An 18256-nucleotide genomic window follows, 5' to 3' on the forward strand; every position below is an offset into this window, starting at 1 on the left:
CGCACCGCGCGGCGACCGGCCCAAACGGGATCAGATCATGGCAGACACTTTCGACCTCATCGTTCTCGGATCGGGCCCGGGCGGCTATGTCGCGGCGATCCGGGCGTCGCAGCTCGGCATGAAGGTGGCGATCGTCGAGCGCGAGCGGCTGGGCGGCATCTGCCTCAACTGGGGCTGCATCCCGACCAAGGCGCTGCTGCGCACGTCGGAAGTCTATCACTACATGACCCATGCCGAATCCTACGGCCTGTCGTGCGAGAAGCCGGGCTTCGACCTCGCCAAGATCGTCGATCGCAGCCGCAAGGTGGCGGGCCAGCTCAATGCCGGCGTCAAAGGATTGATGAAGAAGAACAAGGTTCAGGTCTACGAGGGCGTGGGTACGCTGGCGGGCCAGGGCAAGCTGACCGTCAAGCAGGGTGACAAGTCGGTCGAGCTGGCCGCCAAGAACATCATCGTCGCCACCGGCGCGCGCGCCCGCGACCTGCCCTTCGCCAAGGCGGACGGGAAGCGCGTCTGGACCTATCGCCACGCGATGGTGCCGGAGGTGATGCCGACCAAGCTGCTGGTCATCGGATCGGGCGCGATCGGCGTGGAGTTCGCCAGCTTCTACAACGACATGGGCGCGGACGTGACGATCGTCGAGATGCTGCCGCGCATCCTGCCGGTCGAGGACGAGGAGGTCTCCGCCTTCATGGACAAGGCGCTGACCAAGCAGGGCATCAAGATCCTGACCGGCGCTGGCGTCGAGAAGATCGACAGTGGCGCGAACGCGGTCAAGGCCGCGATCAAGGGCAAGGACGGCAAGGTGACCGAGGCCGAGTACAGCCACGTCATCGTCGCGATCGGCATCGTCCCCAACACCGAGCAGATCGGGCTGGAGGCGCTGGGCGTGAAGACCGAGCGCGGCCACATCGTCACCGACGGCTATGGCAAGACCAATGTCGAGGGGCTGTGGGCGATCGGCGACGTCACCGGCGCGCCCTGGCTGGCGCACAAGGCGAGCCATGAGGGGGTGATCGCGGTCGAGAAGATCGCGCAGCTCGCCGGCAACACGGATGTCCACCCCCATGCGATGGACAAGGGCAACATCCCCGGCTGCACCTATTCGCGTCCCCAGGTCGCCTCGGTCGGCATGACCGAGGCCAAGGCCAAGGAGGCCGGCCATGCGGTGAAGGTCGGCAAGTTCCCCTTCATCGGCAACGGCAAGGCGATCGCGCTGGGCGAGGCCGAAGGGTTCGTGAAGACGGTGTTCGACGCGAAGACCGGCGAACTGCTTGGCGCGCACATGGTCGGCGCGGAGGTGACCGAGCTGATCCAGGGCTATGTCGTCGCCCGCCAGCTCGAGACGACCGAGACGGAGCTGATGCAGACGGTGTTCGCGCACCCGACGCTGAGCGAGATGATGCACGAGAGCGTCCTCTCCGCCTATGGCCGCGCCATCCATATCTGACCGCGATCGGCCCGGCGCGACCGGGCCGGTCCTTATCCTCGCCGCCGGCCTCGGCCTGGTGGCGATCCTGGTCTTTTGGCCGGGCTTCGCATCCTATGACAGCGTCCTGCAATATGGGCAGGCGCTGTCCGGCCGCTATGACGACTGGCATCCGCCGGTCATGGCGCGGCTCTGGTCGCTGACCCACGGGGTGATGGCCGGGGCGGGGCCGCTGCTGGCATTGCAGATGGCCGGCTATTGGCTGGGCCTGGGACTGATCGCCGGACGAATGCGCCAGGTCGGCCGGCCCCGCGCCGCCTGGGCGGTGCTGGCGGTGGGGATCTGGCCGCCGTTCCTGGGCTGGCAGGCGATGGTGCTGAAGGATGCGCAGATGCTGGGCGCGATGCTGGCGGGCGTGGGGCTGGTCGTCGCCGCGCCGGGCCGGCCCGCGCCCGGACGGACGCGCGCCATGGTCGCCGGCGCGGCGCTGCTGCTGGCCTATGCGCTGCTGGTCCGCGCCAATGCCGTCTTCGCGGTCGCGCCCCTGGTCGCGATGCTGGCGCCGGGATGGCGCACACGCGCCCGCGTCACGCTAGCCCTGGGTCTGATCGTCGCGACGCTGGCGCTGTCGCCGCTCGTCAACCACCGGCTGCTGGGGGCGAGCGAGAGCCGGGTCACCCGCACCCAGCCTCTGTTCGACCTCGCCGGCATCGCGGTGCGGGTCGGACCGCAGGCCGCGATCGGTTTCACCCCCGCCGAGACGAGGGGACTGATCGCCAAGGGCTGCGTCCGCCCGTTCTTCTGGGACCCGCTGGGCGACGACAGCCGCTGCGCCGCCATCACCGAGCGCCTGTTCGCCCTGCCGTCCGGCCGGCTCTATCCGATGCTAGCGGCGGCGGCGCTGCGCCATCCGCTTGCCTATCTGTCGCAGCGCTTGGCGCATCTGAACTCGACCTGGCGCTGGTGGGTGCCGGCGGGCTGGATCAACGCCGCGCCGCCGCCGGGCGGCGAGCCGAACGACCTGGGGCTGGCGCAACCGGGTCGGGCGGGCATCGCCTGGGAAGTCCTGGCGGGCCGGGTGTCGGAGTGGCCGACGGGCTGGCCGATCGTCTGGATCGTGGTCGCCGCAACCTTGCTGGCGGCGACCCGCCGGTCGCGCGATCCGGGTCTTCGCCTGCCGCGCGCCTTGCTGGTGTCGGCGCTGACGCTGGAGGCGAGCTTCGCCGCGTTCAGCATCGCATCGGACCTGCGCTATCATCTCTGGCCGATGATCGCGACCGCGCTGGCGATCGTCACCCTGCCGCCGGGCAGCCTGGTCGACCGGCGTGCGCTGCGCGCTGGTACGGCGGTGCTGGCGCTGGTGCTGCTGGTCGGATTCGCTGCCCGCGCATCGCTGCCCGCGCCGCCAACCACCTATGTCGGGATGATGGGATAGCCGCGATGGAACGACCTGGATCAGCAAAGGGTTTGTAGCGCCAGATTTTCCAGACACGGGACGCCGCCCATGACTCTCCATGCCCCGACCCGCTACACGCCCGATGTCGAGGAGGTGCAGCCGGACGAGGCAGAGGTCGTCGACCAGCTCAAGGAGTCGTTCCGCCATATCCTGGACACCACGTCCCAGGATTATGGCCACGCCGTGCGCTCGGTCCATGCGAAGGCGCATGGCATCGCCAGGGGTACGCTGACCGTCCATCCCGGCCTGCCGCCCGAGCTGGCGCAGGGGCTGTTCGCACAGGCCGGCGATTACGAGGCGATCTTCCGCATTTCGACCAATCCCGGCGACATCCTATCCGACGAGATCGGCCTGCCGCGCGGGCTGGCGCTGAAGGTGCTGGGCGTGGCGGGCGATCGGCTGCCCGGCTCGGAAGGCGACACGGTGCAGGACTTCGTCATGGTCAACGGCCCGGTCTTCGCCGCGCCCGATGCCAAGGCCTTTTCCAAGAACCTGAAGCTGCTCGCCGCGACTACCGACAAGGCGGAGGGCGCGAAGAAGGTCTTCTCGCACATCCTGCGCGCGGTGGAGGCGCCGCTGGAGGCGGTCGGCCTGCCCTCGACCACGCTCAAGCAGATGGGAGGCGCGCCCAACACGCATCCGCTGGGCGAGACCTATTATTCGGCGACGCCCTATCGCTATGGCGATCATATCGCCAAGCTGGCGCTGTTCCCCGTGAGCCCGGCGCTGACTCGGCTGACCGGCGAGATCGTCTCGACGCGCGGTCGGCCCGATGCGTTGCGCGAGGAAGTCAATGCGGTGCTCGGCCGCGAGGGCGGCCAGTGGGAGCTGCGCGTCCAGCTCAACCGTGACCTGGAGGCGATGCCGGTCGAGGATCCCACGGTCGAGTGGAAGGAGGCGGATAGCCCGTTCCTGACCGTCGCGACGCTGACCGTCGACCCGCAGCCGGGCTGGACGGAGGGCGCGTCCGAGCCGGTCGACGATGCGCTGTCCTTCAATATCTGGAACGGCATCGCCGCGCACCAGCCGCTCGGCAACGTCAACCGCGCGCGGCGCGACACCTATCGCTTCTCGGCCGAGTATCGGGGAACGTTCAACGGCTGCCCGATGCACCAGCCCCGTCATCTCGCCGACCTGCCTTGACGCGCGCGGCGGCCATCGGAAAGGGTCGGACATGACCAAGCTCTTTCACGTCAGCGACGTTCATTTCGGCAAGGAGGATCCTTCCGCCATCGCCTGGTTCGCGGAGCGGGTGGCGGCGGAGAAGCCGGATGCCGTGATCATGACCGGCGACCTGACGATGCGCGCCCGCACGCACGAGTTCGAGGCGGGCGGTGCCTGGCTAAAGAGCCTCGCCGCGCCGGTGACGGTCGAGATCGGCAATCACGACATTCCTTATTACTGGGACCCGATCCGGCGGTTCCTGGCCCCCTATACCCGCTATGCCGCGATCGAGCGGATGATCGAGCGGCCCCTGGCGCTTTCGGGCGTGACGATCGTGCCGCTGAAGACGATCGCGCGCGCGCAGTGGCGGATGAATTGGTCCAAGGGCTATGTCGGCCGGTCGTCGCTGCGCCGGGCGCTGGCGCTGATCGCCGACGCGCCCAAGGGCAATCTGATCTTCGTCGCCGCGCACCACCCGCTGATCGAGGGCGGCACCAAGGGCACGGCGCGCACCTATCGCGGCGAGGAGGCGCTGGAAGCCCTGGCGGCGGCGGGCGCGCATGCGGTGCTGTCGGGCCATGTCCACGACCCGTTCGACCTCCCGGTCGAACGCGCCGGGCGGACGATCCGGATGATCGGCGCCGGCACCCTGTCCAAGCGGACGCGCAACAGCCCGCCGGGGTTCAACGAAATCCGCGTGATGGGCAGCCGGTTCGAGACGTTGGCGCGCACCCAAAGCCCGGAGCCGGTGCATCCACTGGGCGCGAGCCGCGCGGCCGATCTGGTGTGAGGACCGGCTCCGACGGCCGCCCGTTTCCCCTCCCGGTCTTTGCGGGAGCTCGGCGGAAGGCGCTGCTTCACGTTCGCCAGAGCGATTTCCCATCAGAGTGGATCATCGACCCGGCGCGGGTTTCGGTTCGGGATTGGGAGGTCGGAGTGAGCGATGCCGAGGCATCGTCACGAACACGCAACGTCCTCCGGATCGAACCCTCCGCGCCGCGACACGGCCGCCCGCATGGCGATGACGTGGAGCCTAAGCAGGTGGAAACCGCGCCAGCCTCCACTCCCGGCAGAGGCTGGCATCCCGTCATGTAAGCGATCCCCACAGCGTGCCGATGCCCCCTATGGGCCCGGCCTGCGCGGGGGGTGTTGCTTGGGGACCCTTGGCGAAGTTCCCGCTTGCGCCGGGATGGACGTGATCGGGGCTGAGAGCCGGGCCTTGCGAACGCTTAACTTCCGCCGAACCGGGCCTGGGCGCGGGCGATGTCCTGTTCGACCACCTGGCGGGTGAGGCGCTGGAACAGGCGTTGCGCATTGTGCCAGGGCGCACTGCCGCCCGTGCGGTCGGGTTGACGGTGGCGAGTGACGATGCGGCTGCCCCATTCGCCGATCTCGGCCGGCGGCGCGGCATCGCCGCCGGGGCGTACCACCAGCGAGGGGAAGGGCAGGCGGGTGCGCGGCGCGGCGAAACCGGTGTCGGTCGGGTCGCCGGACGGGAAGAGCAGCGCTCCGGCGATGCGGTCGACATAGTCGCTCGGCGACAGCCGCGCCCACCAAGCGCTGGCCGCGCAGCCGATGCCGTCCGCGACCAGCAGCACGGCCCGGTCGGCGTCGCGCACCACCCGGTCGAGCTTGGCGGCCCAGATGGTGCGGTCCCCGGCCGAGTGGATCGGCAGATGCGCCGCGCCGCCCGAGGGCCAGCCGAACATCCGCTGCCAGGCCGGCGGCGGCCCCTCCGAATCGAAGATGGTGACGATCGAGAATCGGTCCTGCGCGACGGTGGCGATCATGCGGCATCTCCCTCGTAGGCGGATTAGGCCTCTTTCGCGCGTGCGACGCAAGGGCCGTTCATCGTGCGGCCAGCGGCGATTCGTCGTAATCGGCCAGCAGTGCGGCGACATCGTCATAGATCGCCATCGCTCCCGCCCCGGCCAGCGCCGCGTCGGTGAAGCCGCCCGACCGCAGCCCGATCGCCGGGATGCCACAGCGGCGTGCCGCCTCCATGTCATACGGCGTGTCGCCCAGCACGATCGCCGCATCGGGCGACAGCGGCGCGATGCGGTCCAGCGCGGTGGCGAAGATGTCGGGCGCGGGCTTGGTCCGCTCGACATCGTCGGCGCTGGTGCCGGCATCGATCAGGTCGCGCACGCCGATCAGGCCGATATAATGGTCGAGTTCCGCCTTGGACGCCGAGGAGGCGAGCACCGCGCGCCGGCCATCGCCATGGACGCGCGCGATCAGGTCGCGCGCGCCCGGGAAGGGGCGGACCGCGTCGAGATAGTCCGCCTTGAAGATGCGGCCATGCGCCTCGCCGAGCGCGGTCTGCTCCGCCTCGTCACTGTCGGGCAGCAGCGTCGGCACCAGCATGTCGGTGCCCTTGCCGATCTGGTCGTGGATCGTCTGGCGGTCGAAACCATATCCCGCCTCGGCGAAGGCCCGTTCCCAGGCCAGGATATGCGCGTCGTTGCTGTCGACCAGCGTGCCGTCGATGTCGAACAGGATCGCCTGGGGGGTCATGATGCGTCCTTCGTGGCGGGCGTGGGGAAGGTGTCGAGCAGCGCCTCGATCCGGTCGAGCCGGTCGTGCGGATCGTCGATCCGCTCCGGCAAGAGCAGGCGGCCGTTCTTCTCGACCAGCCCGTCGGGCACGGGATCGGGCATCTGCCGGGGCGTGAGGGCGATGGCGGCGGGGCCGGCGTCGATCCGGGCGATGCCGGCCCCGCGCGCCGCCACCCGAATGCGCGCGACCGCGAGCAGCAGGCGCACCGGTTCGGGCAGCTCGCCGAACCGATCCTCCCATTCGTCCGCCAGCGCGTCCAGCCCGGCCATGTCCTCGACCCGCGCCAGCCGGGCATAGTTGGTGACGCGCAGTTCCTGCTCGGGCATCCACTCCTCGGCCAGCCGGCCGTCCAGCCCCAGGTTGAGTTCCGGACTCCACCGCTCCACCGTCTCGCCGCGCGCAGTGCGCAACGCGCTTTCGAGCAGGTGCTGGTAGAGGTCGATGCCGATCAGCTTCATATGCCCGGCCTGCGTCTCGCCGAGCAAGTCGCCCGCGCCGCGCATGTCGAGATCGCGCGCGCTGATCGCGAAGCCCGCGCCCAGCCGGTCGAACGCTTCCAGCGTCTTGAGCCGCTTGAGGGTACGCGGCGCGATCGTGGCATCGGGATCGGTCAGCAGCAGCACCTGGCCCCGCCGCGCGCCACGCCCGACCCGGCCGCGCAACTGGTGGAGCTGCGACAGGCCGAACCGGTCGGCGCGCCAGATCGCCATGGTGTTGGCGCGCGGCACGTCCAACCCCGCCTCGATGATGTTGGTCGCCAGCAGCACGTCGCCATCGCCCGCCGCGAAGCGGACCATCGCCTCGTCGATCGCGGCGGCGGGCATCTTACCATGCGCCTGGACGACCTCCAGCTCCGGCACCGCGCGCGCCAGCTTGTCGGCAAGACCCGCCATGTCCTCGATGCGCGGCACCACGACGAAGCTCTGCCCGCCGCGACTGCGCTCGCGAAGCAGGGCGGTGCGCAGCGTCGCCGGATCAAACGCGCCGACGCTGGTGCGGATCGGCTGGCGGCGCGCGGGCGGGGTGGCGATGACCGAGAGCTGTTGAAGCCCGATCAGCGCGGTCTGGAGCGTGCGCGGGATCGGCGTGGCGCTGAGCGTCAGCACATGGCCTGCCCCCAGATCGCGCAACCGCGCCTTGTCGGCGGCGCCGAACCTTTGCTCCTCGTCGATGATGACCAGCGCCAGGTCGGCATAGCTTACGCCCTTGGCCCCGACCGCGCCGGTGCCGACGACGACGCGGATCGACCCATCGGCCAGTCCCGCCTTGACTCGCTTGCGCTCGGCGGCGCCGGTAAGCCGTGACAGGCCGGCCACGGCGATGCCGCTCTCCTCCAGGCGCTCGGTGAAGCTGAGCAGGTGCTGGCGCGCCAGCACCGTGGTCGGCGCGGCGATCGCGACCTGATGGCCGGCCAGCGCGGCGAGGGCGGCGGCCCGCAGCGCCACCTCGGTCTTGCCGTAGCCGACATCGCCGATCACCAGCCGGTCCATCGGCCGCCCGCTCGCCAGATCGGTCCGCACCGCCGCGATCGCGCGGGCCTGGTCCGGCGTCTCGGTATAGGGGAAGCCGGCGGCGAAGCGTTCATAGGCGGCCGGGTCGGGCTCCAGCGCCGGCGCGGTGCGGCTGGCGCGCGCCTCTGCCAGTTCGGTCAGCGCGCGGGCGCTTTCCGCCACCGCCGCGTCGATCGCCCCGCGCCGCTTCTGCCAGCTCGCGCCGTCCAGCCGGTCGAGCGTCACCCCCTCGGCATCCGCGCCGTAGCGCCAGATGCGGTCCGCCTCCGCCACCGGGACCAGCCTGTGCCCGCCATCGGCATAGCTGAGCGCGATGGCGTCGCCGCCGGTCTCCGCCAGCGCTTCCAGCCCGGCGACGATCGCCAGGCCATGGTCCTCATGCACCACCACGTCGCCGACACGGATCTCGCCAAAGTCGAACAGCGCGGTGTCGGTGGCGGCGGTCGCATGATCGTCGCGCTCGGCGCGGCTGCCGAGCAGGTCGGCGGCGGCGACCGCGAGGATGCCCGCGCAACGGAAGCCCCGATCGGCGGCGAGCGGCAGCGCCAGCAGCGAACCCGCATCGGCGTCGCGGACCGCCTGCCACGAGTCGACGTCGGTCACGGTCAGCTTCAGCGTGCGCGCGACGCGGCGGCGCAGGAAGCGCAGGTCGCGGGCGCTGCCGAGCAGCACCAGCCGCTCGCCGGCTTCCAGCGCCTCGCGCGCGGCCTTGGCGAAGGCGCGCAACGGAGCCTTGCCTTCGACGAAGCGCGGCGGGGGTTCGGCATGGCGTTCGACCGGGGGCAGGGCGCGGTCGCCCACCGCCTTGGACCAGCGCGCCTCGCTGACGGTATCGGCGCTGGCCCGCTTGGGCCGGCGGCGCGCGGCATCGGCGGCGAGCGCCAGGAAGCGGGTGCGGCGTTCCTCCGCCGCCGGCTCAACACATATCCGGGCGTCCGGCAGATGATCGGCCAGCGTCACGCCCTTGCCCGACAGCTCGGGTTCGGACACACGGCCCAGTTCGCGCCGCTCGATCGTGCCGATGGTGCGCTGGTCGCCGGGGTCGAAGCAGCGGAGCGAATCGATCCGGCCCTCGACCGCCTCGATCCGCAGCGGTTCGAGCGAGTCGGCGGGGAAGATGTCGAGCACCTGCCCGCGCAGCGCGACCTCGCCAGGTTCGTCGACCCGCTCGTCCGCGACATAGCCGATGCCGGTCAGCTCGCCGAACAGTTGTTCCAGATCGACCGCCGCGCCCCGTTCGACCACCGGCGGCGCGGCGGAGAAGGCGGAAGGCTCCGGATAGGCGCGGGCCAGCGCCTCGCCGGTGGTGATGCAGGCAACCGGGCGATCCTCGCCCGCCTGCGCGCGGCGATAGAGGCGGTGGAGCGCGGCGACGCGCTGCCCGACATTGGCGGGGGAAGCGGGGGCGGCCTCGCCGGGCAGGGCGTCGCTGCCGGGGCAGAAGATGACCTCGGCCTCGGGCGCGGCGATCGACAGCGCGCGGGCGAGCGCGATCGCGCGCACTTCGTCGGCCACCGCATAGAGGATGTCGGCCGCCGCCAGCGGCCGGGTCAGCGCGGCGGCGACCTCCGCGACCGGCAGCGTCTGTTCGGGGGCGGGCTGGGACTGGGGCAGGAGGGGATCCTCTCGGATAGGGGGAGGAGGCAGAAGGGACTGGCAGGGTCCGGAGTTCCGGGCGACGGATAATCAGCCGTCCTGCGGTGGGATGCCCTCCAGCCGGTCGAACCAGCGGCCGACGCGGCCGCGATGGTAGATCAGCCCCTGATAGAGGGCGAGCGCGGCCCCGGCCCAGCCGACATAGAGGCTCGGCCGGCCGGTGACCTGCGCCGCCCGCGCGACCCGGTGGCTCCAGCGCGCGATGGCGAAGCGGGCGCGATAAACCAGTCGCCGCCGCCATGGCAGGCCGGACCGCGACGGGGCGACGCGCTTGCGGATCGCCACGCCGCGCGGCGGTCGCCAGGCGAGACGATAGGCCAGCCCCTCGCGCCGCTGGCGCAGGCCCGCCGCCTGGGTCTCGGCGATGAAGTCGCTGTCGACCGGCGACAGCGTCAGCCGCCCGTCCGCCACCGCGCCCGCGATCAGGTCGCGGAGTTCGGGCGAGCGGACGACCGCGACATTGGTGCCGCGCCCGTCCGAGCTATAGGGTTCGACCCAGGCGTCGCCAAACGCGATGTCGGCGGTCTCCGCGACCACATCGTCGCACCAGTTGCAGGCCGAGGCCTGGAAGAAGCCGGCGCCCCAGTCGCCATCGGCCAAATGCCACCAGTCGCGCGACGCCTGCCGCCCGTCCGCCAGGGTGAGCTGTGCCGTGTACCAGTTGGCGGGGCGGCCTTCATCCTTGCGGCGATATTCCACGGCCCGCACGTCGTCCTTCGGCACGTCGAGCTGCCAGGCGAAGCTGTCGACGAAGCGCGCGCTCTTCATATGCCCGCAGAACAGGCCGAGCAGGTGCGTGACCCGTTCGCCGATCAGCGGGTCTTGGGCGCGGAGCAGGTTGACCGCCTTGATGAAGCAGGGGACGCCGACGATCGCATAGCGGCCGGGCACGCGGCGAATCTCGTCCAGCACCGCCGCCAGGTCGACCGGGAAATAGCGCGAACGGGCACCCGCCGCGACCTGCCCGGGCGTGCGCGAGATGCCATAACGGAAGAAGACGCCGTCCGCGCCATCGGTCGGCGCGACATGCGCGACGCCGTCGATCCGCCCGGTCCGCAGCAACTCGGTCGCGACCCAGCTCACCAGCCCGCCCGAACTGCCGCCGGCGCGGAATCCCCCTTCCGCGACATGGCCGACATAGGCGCGCTCGAACCGGCCGATGCGGGGATCGCGGATCGGCGCGTGGGGGAAGCGCTCGGCAGCGATCGCATCTTCGTCGCGCGCGGCGGGGGAGAAGGGGCAGGTACGGTCGAAGCCGGGCGGCGCCCGGTCCAGCGCGCCCGCCGGCTCGCGGAGGCCGTGGCGAGTCCAGCGCATCGTCCGCTCCGCCGACGTCGCGCAGCCGCCGCAGCCGATGCACAGGCCGGCCCGGACGATGGCGCGCGGGGTGACGGCGTCAGCCAAGTGCATCGTCCAGGAAGGCGGCGGAGCGGACCCGCCCCTCGGCGATCCGGGCGCGGACCACCGGCTCGACCGGCGTCTCCAGCAGCGCGCGGGCGGCGGCGGCCGGCGTCTGCGGATCGATCAGCCGGTGCGTCGCGTCCAGTGAACCGGTCAGCCCCTCCAGCTTCAGCCGGCGATAGGGCGAGGTGGCGGCGACGAATGGCCGGCCATAGTGAAGGGCGAATACCGCGCCGTGGAAGAAGCTGGTCGCCACGGCGCGGGCGCCGGCCATCAGCGTCGCGAACGCGATCGGCCCCGCATCGCTCCGATCCGTGTCGGCGACCGGGTGCGGATAGCCGACCGTGACGATCCCCAAGCCCATCGCATCGGCCTGGGCGCGCACCTGGCGGGCGAACCAGTCGGGCAGGCCATGGCCGTAGAGCAGCAGATAGTCGCCGGAGACGGGCGGGGCGGGGGGCAGCACGTCGGGAAATTGCAGACAGGGGTCGAGCACCAGCGGCGGCGTGCGCCCGAGCGCGGCCGCGACCATGGCTTGCGAATTGGCGTCTCGCACCGACAGCGCATCGAACCGGGCGAGCCGCGCCGCCCAGCCGGCGTCGAGCCCGTGCGAAGCGTCATGGCCGCCGAAGCTGGCGGCATAGGAGACCAGCCGGCCGCGCAGGCCCTCGCCAAAGAAGAGCGGCCGGGCGCTGTACCAGGGATGGGCGAAGTTCCACACTTCGTCGCTGCCGATCACGACCGTGTCGACATCCGGAGCCCGTTCGGGATGGTCGAGCGGGAAGGCGGGCGAGCGTGGCAGATCCGCGACGGCCTGCGCGAAGGCGCGCACCTTGCGGCCGAGCGCGGGGAAATGGCGGCGCGGGGTGCGGCGCGGCAGGTCGGGCTGGAAGGCGCTGCGCAGCTCCGCCGAGCGGACTGCGGCGCTTTCATGGTCGAGCAGGGTCACGGAGCGGCCGCGACCGGCCAGCCCCTCGACCAGGCAGCGCGCCTGCCAGTAGGAGCCGTAATTGATGCTGGCATGGAAGGTGAGGACACCGACCGTCCCGCTCACGCCGCTGCATCTCCCCGGGCGGGATAGACGGCGGCCGGGCCGAGATCGGCAAAGGGCACCGGCGCGGCGCGGCACAGGAACACCTCCGGCTCCGGATTGGCGAGGATCGCAAATCCCGCCGCCCGCAGCATCGCCGCGCTGCCGGCTCGATTGGGGGCCCACCAGTTGGTCCAGTCGTCGGCATAGCGCCGTTCGATGAAGTGCATCTTGGGATAGCCGGGGTCGTCGAAATAGCCGGGCTTGCGATAAGTGCCGGGCAGGAAGAAGGGGTGGTTCTCCGGCACCTCGGCGATCGCGTCCGACCCCTGCTGCATCGTCTGGAACAGCATCAGGTCGCCCGCGACATGTTCGCGGATCAGGTCGAGCGCCAGCAGCGGATGGCGCAGGTGGTAGAGCACGCCCATGAAGATCACGAGGTCGAACCGCTCGCCCAAGGCGCCGACCTGATAGACGTCGAGCTGGCGGAACTCGATGCCGGTGAACCCCAGCGCCCGTGCGGCCAGTCGCGCCTGCGCCAGATAGCGTTCGTCGCTGTCGATCCCCAGCACGCGATCCGCGCCGCGCCGCTTCATCTCGACCGAATAGAAACCGGCATTGCAGCCGATATCGAGCACCGACTTGCCGGACAGGTCCTGCGGGATCGCATCGGCGAAGCGGGCGAACTTGTCGCTTGGATAGTTGCCCAAGAAGTGGTCCGGCGCGGTCTGGATGCCGTTCAGGTCGATATTGTGGAACCAGGGGGCGAGCGCGTCGATCTCGGCGCGCAGCGACGGGGCAGGGCCGTCATCAGCGAATTCCCCCTGTCGCATTCCGTCTCCCACCATTATCGCCCAATCGTTCCGCCAACGATCCGGACCGAGCGGCGTTCCGGTCTAAGCCCTTGATCGATATCAGCTATGTAGCTGCGGAACCGGCAGCCTGCGACGTCATTACGCTATCGTGACGGATGCGATGCAGCGATGGACGAAGGCGATGCGGTCGGGTCGCCACGAAGCGGCCTGGGCGATCCAGTTGGCCGAGCTCGCCGCGCGCGACCCCGCCGCGCGCGACGATCCGCGCCTGCCCTACCATCTGCGTTGGGTGTGGGACGGCCGGCCGTTCGACGGGCGCGACGTGTTGGTGCGTTGCTATCACGGGCTGGGCGATACCCTGCAATACGCGCGCTATTTGTCGGCGCTCGCGGCGCGGGCGCGGTCGGTGACGGTGGAGGCGCAGGCGCGGCTCGTGCCGCTGCTGGCGCAGATCGCGGACGTGACGGTGGTGCCGTTCGACCTCGCCGCGCCGCGCCTGCCGGCCGAATGCGATATCGAGATTACCGAGCTGCCGCTCGCGCTTCGCCTGCCGCCCGACGGCGTCGCCATGCCCTATCTGCACTGGCCCGCCGCCGCGCTGCCGGCCGGGACGATCGGCCTGTGCGGGCAGGCGGGCGACTGGGACCCCGACCGCTCGATCCCGCCGGGGCTGCTGGCGCCACTTTGCGCCGCGCATCCGGTCGTCATGCTGACGCCGGGCGCGACCGATCTGCCTTGTCGCAATCCCCAGGGCTGCCCGTACGACATGGCGGAGACCGCCGCGCTGGTCGCGGGCGTCGATCTGGTCATCACCGTCGACACGATGATCGCGCATCTGGCGGGGGCGCTCGGGCGGCCGACTTGGCTGCTGCTCAAGGCCGAGCCCGACTGGCGCTGGGACCCGACGCGGCGCGACACGCCATGGTATCCGGCGATGCGCCTCTATGCGCAGCCCAGGCGCGGGGACTGGACCTCCGTTCTCGCCGCCGTGCGCGCCGACCTCGACGCCTTCTCCCAGAGTCGATCCAGAAGGAGCCTTGTCGCATGGCCAGCCTAGCCGTTCCGTCCGTGCCCGTGTCCTGGGGCGAGTTGCTGGACAAGCTGACGATCCTCGACATCAAGCGCGAACGCATCGCCGCCGCCGACGCGCGCGCCAATGTGCTGCGCGAATATGAGACGCTGCGCGCGGTCGGCGCGGCGGCGCTGCGCGAGGCGGAGGTGGCGGCGCTGGTCGCCGAACTGCGCCGCGTGAATGCGGAGCTGTGGGAGATCGAGGACGATATCCGGGCCGAGGAGGCGCGGGCGCGGTTCGGCTCGGCCTTCGTCGCGCTGGCTCGCGCCGTGTATCACAAGAATGACGAGCGCGCCGCGATCAAGCGGCGGATCAACCAGGCGCTCGAATCGGAGCTAGTCGAGGAAAAGAGCTACTGGTCGGCGGGACACGCGTGAGCGAGCCGCCGGGCGCGCAGCGCGGGCCGGGCCGTTCGATCCGCTCGACCCCGGCCAGCAGCGTGTCGATCGCGCGGCGTTCCTCGACGACATGCCGGGCCAGCGCATCGAACATGCGCTGCGTGGCGGCGGCATAGTCGGACCACCGGCCATCGATCGCGGCGCTGCTCCAGCAGGCGATATAGGCCGCGAAGGACTCGCCGATCGCGGTGCAGCGCGCCTTGAGGCGGGCCGCGACCCCAAGGCGGTCGCCCTGGGCCAGTGCGGGGTCGAAGATCTCGACATGCTTGAACAGCTGGTATTCGCGCAGCAGCCGCGCCAGCATCCAGCGCCGGGTGGCCAGGGCAGGCCGGGCGCCCTCGCCCTCCGCCGCGAGCAGGGCACGATCGCTGGCGAGATGGGCGAGGATGCGATCCTGATGGCCGGACAGGATGCGGAGCGCGGCGTCGGTTTTCATGCCGCCCATCAGCGGCCATCAGCCTTGCTGGAGCATTAAAAAACCGTTTATGGAGGCGTCTTCGAAATTTTATGTCGTTTCGGTTGAATCAGCCGTCCAGTGCGCGCAGCAGCGCGCGCGCAGCGGCGGTCTCCGCCTCCTGCTTGCTGCTGCCGCTCGCCTGCGCCTCGGGCAAGGACCCGATCGCGACGGCCACGGTGAAGCGCGGCGCATGGCCCGGGCCGGACCGCTCGACCAGGCGATATTCGGGCGGCTTGCGGTTGTTCGCCGCCGCCCATTCCTGGAGCGCGGATTTGGGATGCTGCGGCACCTTGGCCTCGCGCCGCGCCCGGTCACCCCAGGCGCGGCGGATGAAGGCGCGCGCCGCATCAAGCCCGGCGGCCTGGTAATAGGCGCCGATCAGCGCCTCCATCACGTCGCCCAGCACATTGTCGCTGTCGCTGGCGCCATCGTCGCGCGCCTGCTTGCCGAGCCGCAGATGCGCCGGCACGCCCAGTTCGCGAGCCACCGCCGCGCACACCGCGCCAGTGACCAGCGCGTTGAAGCGTTTGGACAATTGCCCCTCGGCTTCGCGGGGGAACAGCTCCGACAGCCATTCCGCCATGACCAGGCCCAGCACCCGGTCGCCCAGGAACTCCAGCCGCTCGTAATTGGCGCCCGACTGGCTGCTGCCATGGGTCAGCGCGCGTTCGAACGGGGCGGGGTCGGTGGGGGTGACGCCGAACAGCGACGCCAGCCAGTCGGTCGACATGATCAGAATCCTTCGCCGATCCGGTTCCAGCGGGTCGCCGTCACCCAGGTCCAGGGCTTGATCCATTCGGCCGAGCCGTCGGTCGAGAAGAAGGTGACCAGCGCCTTGCCCTCGATCCGGTCCATCGGGATATAGCCCATGCCGACCGGCGGCGCGAAGCGGCTGTCGGCGCTGTCGTCGCGATTGTCGCCCATCAGGAAGACGTTGCCGGCCGGCACCATATAGACGCCGGTGTCGTCCGCTTCTGGGATGTCGCGCTGGTCGAGCACGAAATAGCTCTTCCCGTCGGGCAGCGTCTCGCGATAGCGGCGGTAGCGGCAGATCGCGATGCCGTCGGGCAGCGTGTCCTGGAATTGCGGGTCGCAATGCCGCGTGTCGAAATTCGGCGTCAGCTTCAGCGTGAAATCGGCGACCCGGATCTTGGGAATCGGCTTGCCGTTCAGGACGAGCTGGCCGCCGCGCATCTGCACCGTGTCGCCGGGCAGGCCGATCACCCGCTTGATGACGTCATGGCTGTCGGGATCGGGCGACCGGAACACCACCACGTCGCCGCGCGCCGGGGTGGCGGCGAAGACCCGGCCGGGGATCAGCGGCAGCCCCCAAGGCAGCGACCAGCGCGAATAGCCGTAATTCCACTTGGACACGAACAGATAGTCGCCGATCAGCAGCCGCGGCAGCATCGATTCCGAGGGGATCGAGAAGGGCGCCAGCACGAAGCTGCGGAACAGGAAGACGACCAGCGCCAGGATCAGCAGGAAGCGCAGCGTCTCGCGCGTTTCCGACTTTGCGGGGGCGGTGGTCCTTGGAGCGGGGGGCTTGGCCATGATGGCGTGGCGTGGCGCGGCGCGTGCGGGCCGTCAAGTCGGCGCGGGAGCCTTCGTCGGGGCAGGATCGTTTCGCCTGCGCCGTCGGGGCGGCCTTGGTGACTTGTCGAAGGACCTATTTTGGTATTAGCCCCGGCACCGACCCTTCTTACGGAGACTTGCGCATGGCTGACTGGTCCGCGATCGAAGCCCTTCCCACCACCAAGCTGGTCGACCTGTTTGCCCAGGACCCGGACCGGCTGTCGCGTCTCAGCCTGGATGTCGCGGGAATTCACTTCGATTGGTCGAAGACGCATCTGACCGCCGATGCGATCGCAGCGTTCGAGGCGCTGGCCAAGGCGCAGGATCTGGCCGGCAAGCGCGATGCGCTGTTCGGCGGTGCGGTGGTCAACGTCACCGAGGGCCGGGCGGTCGAGCACACCGCCGAGCGCGGCGAGGGCAAGGCGGAAAGCGTCGCGATCGCCCGTCAGAGCCACCAGCGGATGCGCGCGCTGATCGACGCGATCGAGGCGGAGGCGTTCGGCCCGGTGCGCAGCATCCTGCATGTCGGCATCGGCGGATCGGCGCTCGGCCCCGACCTGCTGGTCGACGCTTTGGGCCGCGAGGACAGCCGCTACGAGGTGGCGATCGTCTCCAATGTCGACGGCGTCGCGCTGGAGGACGCGTTCCGCCGCTTCGACCCGACGACGACGCTGCTCGTCGTCGCGTCCAAGACCTTCACCACCACCGAGACGATGCTGAACGCGCAGTCCGTGCTGCAGTGGATGACCGAGGCGGGGGTCGAGGACCCGTATGGCAAGGTGATCGCGCTGACCGCCTCGCCCGACAAGGCGGTGGAATGGGGCGTCGACGAGACCCGCATCCTGCCCTTCTCGGAAAGCGTTGGCGGCCGTTATTCGCTCTGGTCGACGATCGGCTTCCCGGCGGCGATCGCGCTCGGCTGGGACCGGTTCGAGGAACTGCTGGAGGGCGCGGCGGAGATGGATCGGCATTTCCGCCTGTCGGCGTTGCACGAGAACGCGCCGGCCATCGCCGCTTTCGCAGACCTCTACTATACCCAGGTGCGCGGCGCCGAGACGCGCGCGCCCTTCGCCTATGACCAGCGGCTGCGGCTGCTGCCCAGCTATCTCCAGCAGCTGGAGATGGAGTCGAACGGCAAGGGCGTGACGGTGGACGGCCAGCCGGTCGGCCGCCCGACCGCCGCGATCACCTGGGGCGGGGTGGGCACCGATGCCCAGCATGCCGTGTTCCAGCTCCTGCACCAAGGCACGCATCTGGTGCCGGTCGAGTTCCTGGCGGTGATCGAGGCGGGCGATTCGCTGGCCCCCGACCATCATCGCCAGCTCCTGCTCAACGCCTTTGCGCAAGGCGCGGCGCTGATGAAGGGCAAGCAGGTCGATGATCCGGCGCGCAGCTATTCGGGCGACCGGCCGTCCTCGACGCTGCTGCTCGACGATCTCGACGCGCGGACGCTGGGCGCGCTGATCGCCTTCTACGAGCACCGGGTATTCGTGAACGGCGTGCTGCTCGGCATCAACAGCTTCGACCAGTTCGGCGTCGAGCTGGGCAAGGAAATGGCCAAGGCGGCGGACAAGGGCGGGCAGGCGTTCGACCCCTCCACCACCGACCTGATCCGCCGCGCGGGGTTGGAGGGGTAGGACTGGTCCTTCTCGTGGGAGAAGGTTGTTCTCCATTCGCCCCCTCTGTTCCCCGGCGAAGGCCGGGGCCCAGTTGGGGGCGATGGTGACGCCGCG

At 70.4% G+C, this 18256-nt stretch carries 16 protein-coding genes; 7 read left to right on the top strand and 9 right to left on the bottom strand.

What is annotated here, in order from left to right; genetic code table 11:
* Positions 1–37 precede the first annotated feature (37 nt).
* From lpdA to GGQ96_RS08660, 4 genes are all read left to right on the top strand, one after another.
* Positions 38–1450: a dihydrolipoyl dehydrogenase gene (gene lpdA / locus GGQ96_RS08645; protein WP_184113649.1), complete on the top strand. Its 1413-nt coding sequence runs from the start codon at positions 38–40 to the stop codon at positions 1448–1450.
* Positions 1428–2864, top strand: a complete 1437-nt coding sequence (locus GGQ96_RS08650) for a hypothetical protein (RefSeq protein WP_246360346.1) — start codon at positions 1428–1430, stop codon at positions 2862–2864. Before lpdA ends, GGQ96_RS08650 begins: the two co-directional genes overlap by 23 nt.
* 69 nt (positions 2865–2933) lie before the next feature.
* Complete coding sequence (locus GGQ96_RS08655; RefSeq protein ID WP_184113651.1) at positions 2934–4028, top strand: catalase family protein; 1095 nt, start codon at positions 2934–2936, stop codon at positions 4026–4028.
* 31 nt (positions 4029–4059) lie between these two features.
* Positions 4060–4839: a metallophosphoesterase family protein gene (locus GGQ96_RS08660; RefSeq protein WP_184113653.1), complete on the top strand. Its 780-nt coding sequence runs from the start codon at positions 4060–4062 to the stop codon at positions 4837–4839.
* Positions 4840–5278: 439 nt separating this feature from the next.
* On the opposite strand, the gene GGQ96_RS08665 is transcribed toward GGQ96_RS08660, so the two are convergent.
* The 6 genes from GGQ96_RS08665 to GGQ96_RS08690 all read right to left on the bottom strand — a co-directional run bounded on the left by GGQ96_RS08665 (position 5279) and on the right by GGQ96_RS08690 (position 13039).
* Complete coding sequence (locus GGQ96_RS08665; protein WP_184113661.1) at positions 5279–5839, bottom strand: alpha/beta hydrolase; 561 nt, start codon at positions 5837–5839, stop codon at positions 5279–5281.
* Between the two features lie 58 nt (positions 5840–5897).
* Positions 5898–6566 carry an HAD family hydrolase gene (locus GGQ96_RS08670; RefSeq protein WP_184113663.1) on the bottom strand — a complete coding sequence of 223 codons (669 nt, stop codon included), beginning with the start codon at positions 6564–6566 and terminating at the stop codon, positions 5898–5900.
* Positions 6563–9700: a helicase-related protein gene (locus GGQ96_RS08675; protein ID WP_425506697.1), complete on the bottom strand. Its 3138-nt coding sequence runs from the start codon at positions 9698–9700 to the stop codon at positions 6563–6565. Before GGQ96_RS08675 ends, GGQ96_RS08670 begins: the two co-directional genes overlap by 4 nt.
* A gap of 105 nt (positions 9701–9805) precedes the next feature.
* Positions 9806–11185 (bottom strand): Coenzyme F420 hydrogenase/dehydrogenase, beta subunit C-terminal domain, encoded by a 1380-nt coding sequence (locus GGQ96_RS08680; RefSeq protein ID WP_184113665.1) that lies wholly within the window; start codon positions 11183–11185, stop codon positions 9806–9808.
* A complete protein-coding gene (locus tag GGQ96_RS08685; protein ID WP_184113667.1) occupies positions 11172–12230 on the bottom strand; it encodes a polysaccharide pyruvyl transferase family protein in 1059 nt (352 codons plus the stop codon). The genes GGQ96_RS08680 and GGQ96_RS08685 overlap by 14 nt, the downstream gene beginning before the upstream one ends.
* Positions 12227–13039 (bottom strand): TIGR04290 family methyltransferase, encoded by an 813-nt coding sequence (locus GGQ96_RS08690; RefSeq protein WP_184113669.1) that lies wholly within the window; start codon positions 13037–13039, stop codon positions 12227–12229. Before GGQ96_RS08690 ends, GGQ96_RS08685 begins: the two co-directional genes overlap by 4 nt.
* A 163-nt stretch (positions 13040–13202) precedes the next feature.
* Between GGQ96_RS08690 and GGQ96_RS08695 the strand changes: the two genes are divergently transcribed.
* Both GGQ96_RS08695 and GGQ96_RS08700 read left to right on the top strand, forming a co-directional pair.
* Positions 13203–14078 carry a glycosyltransferase family 9 protein gene (locus GGQ96_RS08695; RefSeq protein WP_184113671.1) on the top strand — a complete coding sequence of 292 codons (876 nt, stop codon included), beginning with the start codon at positions 13203–13205 and terminating at the stop codon, positions 14076–14078.
* The gene (locus GGQ96_RS08700; protein WP_184113673.1) at positions 14066–14470 is read left to right on the top strand and encodes a DUF6165 family protein; all 405 of its coding nucleotides are present in this window, start codon (positions 14066–14068) and stop codon (positions 14468–14470) included. Before GGQ96_RS08695 ends, GGQ96_RS08700 begins: the two co-directional genes overlap by 13 nt.
* Here GGQ96_RS08700 and GGQ96_RS08705 read toward each other — a convergent pair.
* From GGQ96_RS08705 to lepB, 3 genes are all read right to left on the bottom strand, one after another.
* Positions 14406–14927, bottom strand: coding sequence for a hypothetical protein (locus GGQ96_RS08705; protein ID WP_184113675.1), 522 nt, complete (start codon positions 14925–14927; stop codon positions 14406–14408). The genes GGQ96_RS08700 and GGQ96_RS08705 overlap by 65 nt on opposite strands.
* Before the next feature lie 88 nt (positions 14928–15015).
* The gene (gene rnc / locus GGQ96_RS08710; protein WP_184113677.1) at positions 15016–15678 is read right to left on the bottom strand and encodes a ribonuclease III; all 663 of its coding nucleotides are present in this window, start codon (positions 15676–15678) and stop codon (positions 15016–15018) included.
* A 2-nt stretch (positions 15679–15680) separates the two neighbouring features.
* Positions 15681–16502, bottom strand: coding sequence for a signal peptidase I (lepB, locus tag GGQ96_RS08715; protein WP_184113678.1), 822 nt, complete (start codon positions 16500–16502; stop codon positions 15681–15683).
* Between the two features lie 164 nt (positions 16503–16666).
* On the opposite strand from lepB, the gene pgi reads away from it, so the two are divergent.
* A complete protein-coding gene (gene pgi, locus GGQ96_RS08720; protein ID WP_184113680.1) occupies positions 16667–18160 on the top strand; it encodes a glucose-6-phosphate isomerase in 1494 nt (497 codons plus the stop codon).
* The last annotated feature ends 96 nt before the right edge of the window (positions 18161–18256 follow it).

Origin of the sequence: Sphingomonas abaci (assembly GCF_014199625.1) — a bacterium.
GTDB lineage: Bacteria > Pseudomonadota > Alphaproteobacteria > Sphingomonadales > Sphingomonadaceae > Sphingomonas > Sphingomonas abaci.

What these genes read in the sequence shown, in the direction of transcription:
- lpdA (WP_184113649.1), top strand. Translation starts at nt 38, where the DNA reads ATGGCAGACACTTTCGACCTCATCGTTCTCGGATCGGGCCCGGGCGGC.
- GGQ96_RS08650 (WP_246360346.1), top strand. Translation starts at nt 1,428, where the DNA reads ATGGCCGCGCCATCCATATCTGACCGCGATCGGCCCGGCGCGACCGGG.
- GGQ96_RS08655 (WP_184113651.1), top strand. Translation starts at nt 2,934, where the DNA reads ATGACTCTCCATGCCCCGACCCGCTACACGCCCGATGTCGAGGAGGTG.
- GGQ96_RS08660 (WP_184113653.1), top strand. Translation starts at nt 4,060, where the DNA reads ATGACCAAGCTCTTTCACGTCAGCGACGTTCATTTCGGCAAGGAGGAT.
- GGQ96_RS08665 (WP_184113661.1), bottom strand. Translation starts at nt 5,839, where the DNA reads ATGATCGCCACCGTCGCGCAGGACCGATTCTCGATCGTCACCATCTTC.
- GGQ96_RS08670 (WP_184113663.1), bottom strand. Translation starts at nt 6,566, where the DNA reads ATGACCCCCCAGGCGATCCTGTTCGACATCGACGGCACGCTGGTCGAC.
- GGQ96_RS08680 (WP_184113665.1), bottom strand. Translation starts at nt 11,185, where the DNA reads ATGCACTTGGCTGACGCCGTCACCCCGCGCGCCATCGTCCGGGCCGGC.
- GGQ96_RS08690 (WP_184113669.1), bottom strand. Translation starts at nt 13,039, where the DNA reads ATGCGACAGGGGGAATTCGCTGATGACGGCCCTGCCCCGTCGCTGCGC.
- GGQ96_RS08695 (WP_184113671.1), top strand. Translation starts at nt 13,203, where the DNA reads ATGCGGTCGGGTCGCCACGAAGCGGCCTGGGCGATCCAGTTGGCCGAG.
- GGQ96_RS08700 (WP_184113673.1), top strand. Translation starts at nt 14,066, where the DNA reads ATGGCCAGCCTAGCCGTTCCGTCCGTGCCCGTGTCCTGGGGCGAGTTG.
- GGQ96_RS08705 (WP_184113675.1), bottom strand. Translation starts at nt 14,927, where the DNA reads ATGAAAACCGACGCCGCGCTCCGCATCCTGTCCGGCCATCAGGATCGC.
- rnc (WP_184113677.1), bottom strand. Translation starts at nt 15,678, where the DNA reads ATGTCGACCGACTGGCTGGCGTCGCTGTTCGGCGTCACCCCCACCGAC.
- lepB (WP_184113678.1), bottom strand. Translation starts at nt 16,502, where the DNA reads ATGGCCAAGCCCCCCGCTCCAAGGACCACCGCCCCCGCAAAGTCGGAA.
- pgi (WP_184113680.1), top strand. Translation starts at nt 16,667, where the DNA reads ATGGCTGACTGGTCCGCGATCGAAGCCCTTCCCACCACCAAGCTGGTC.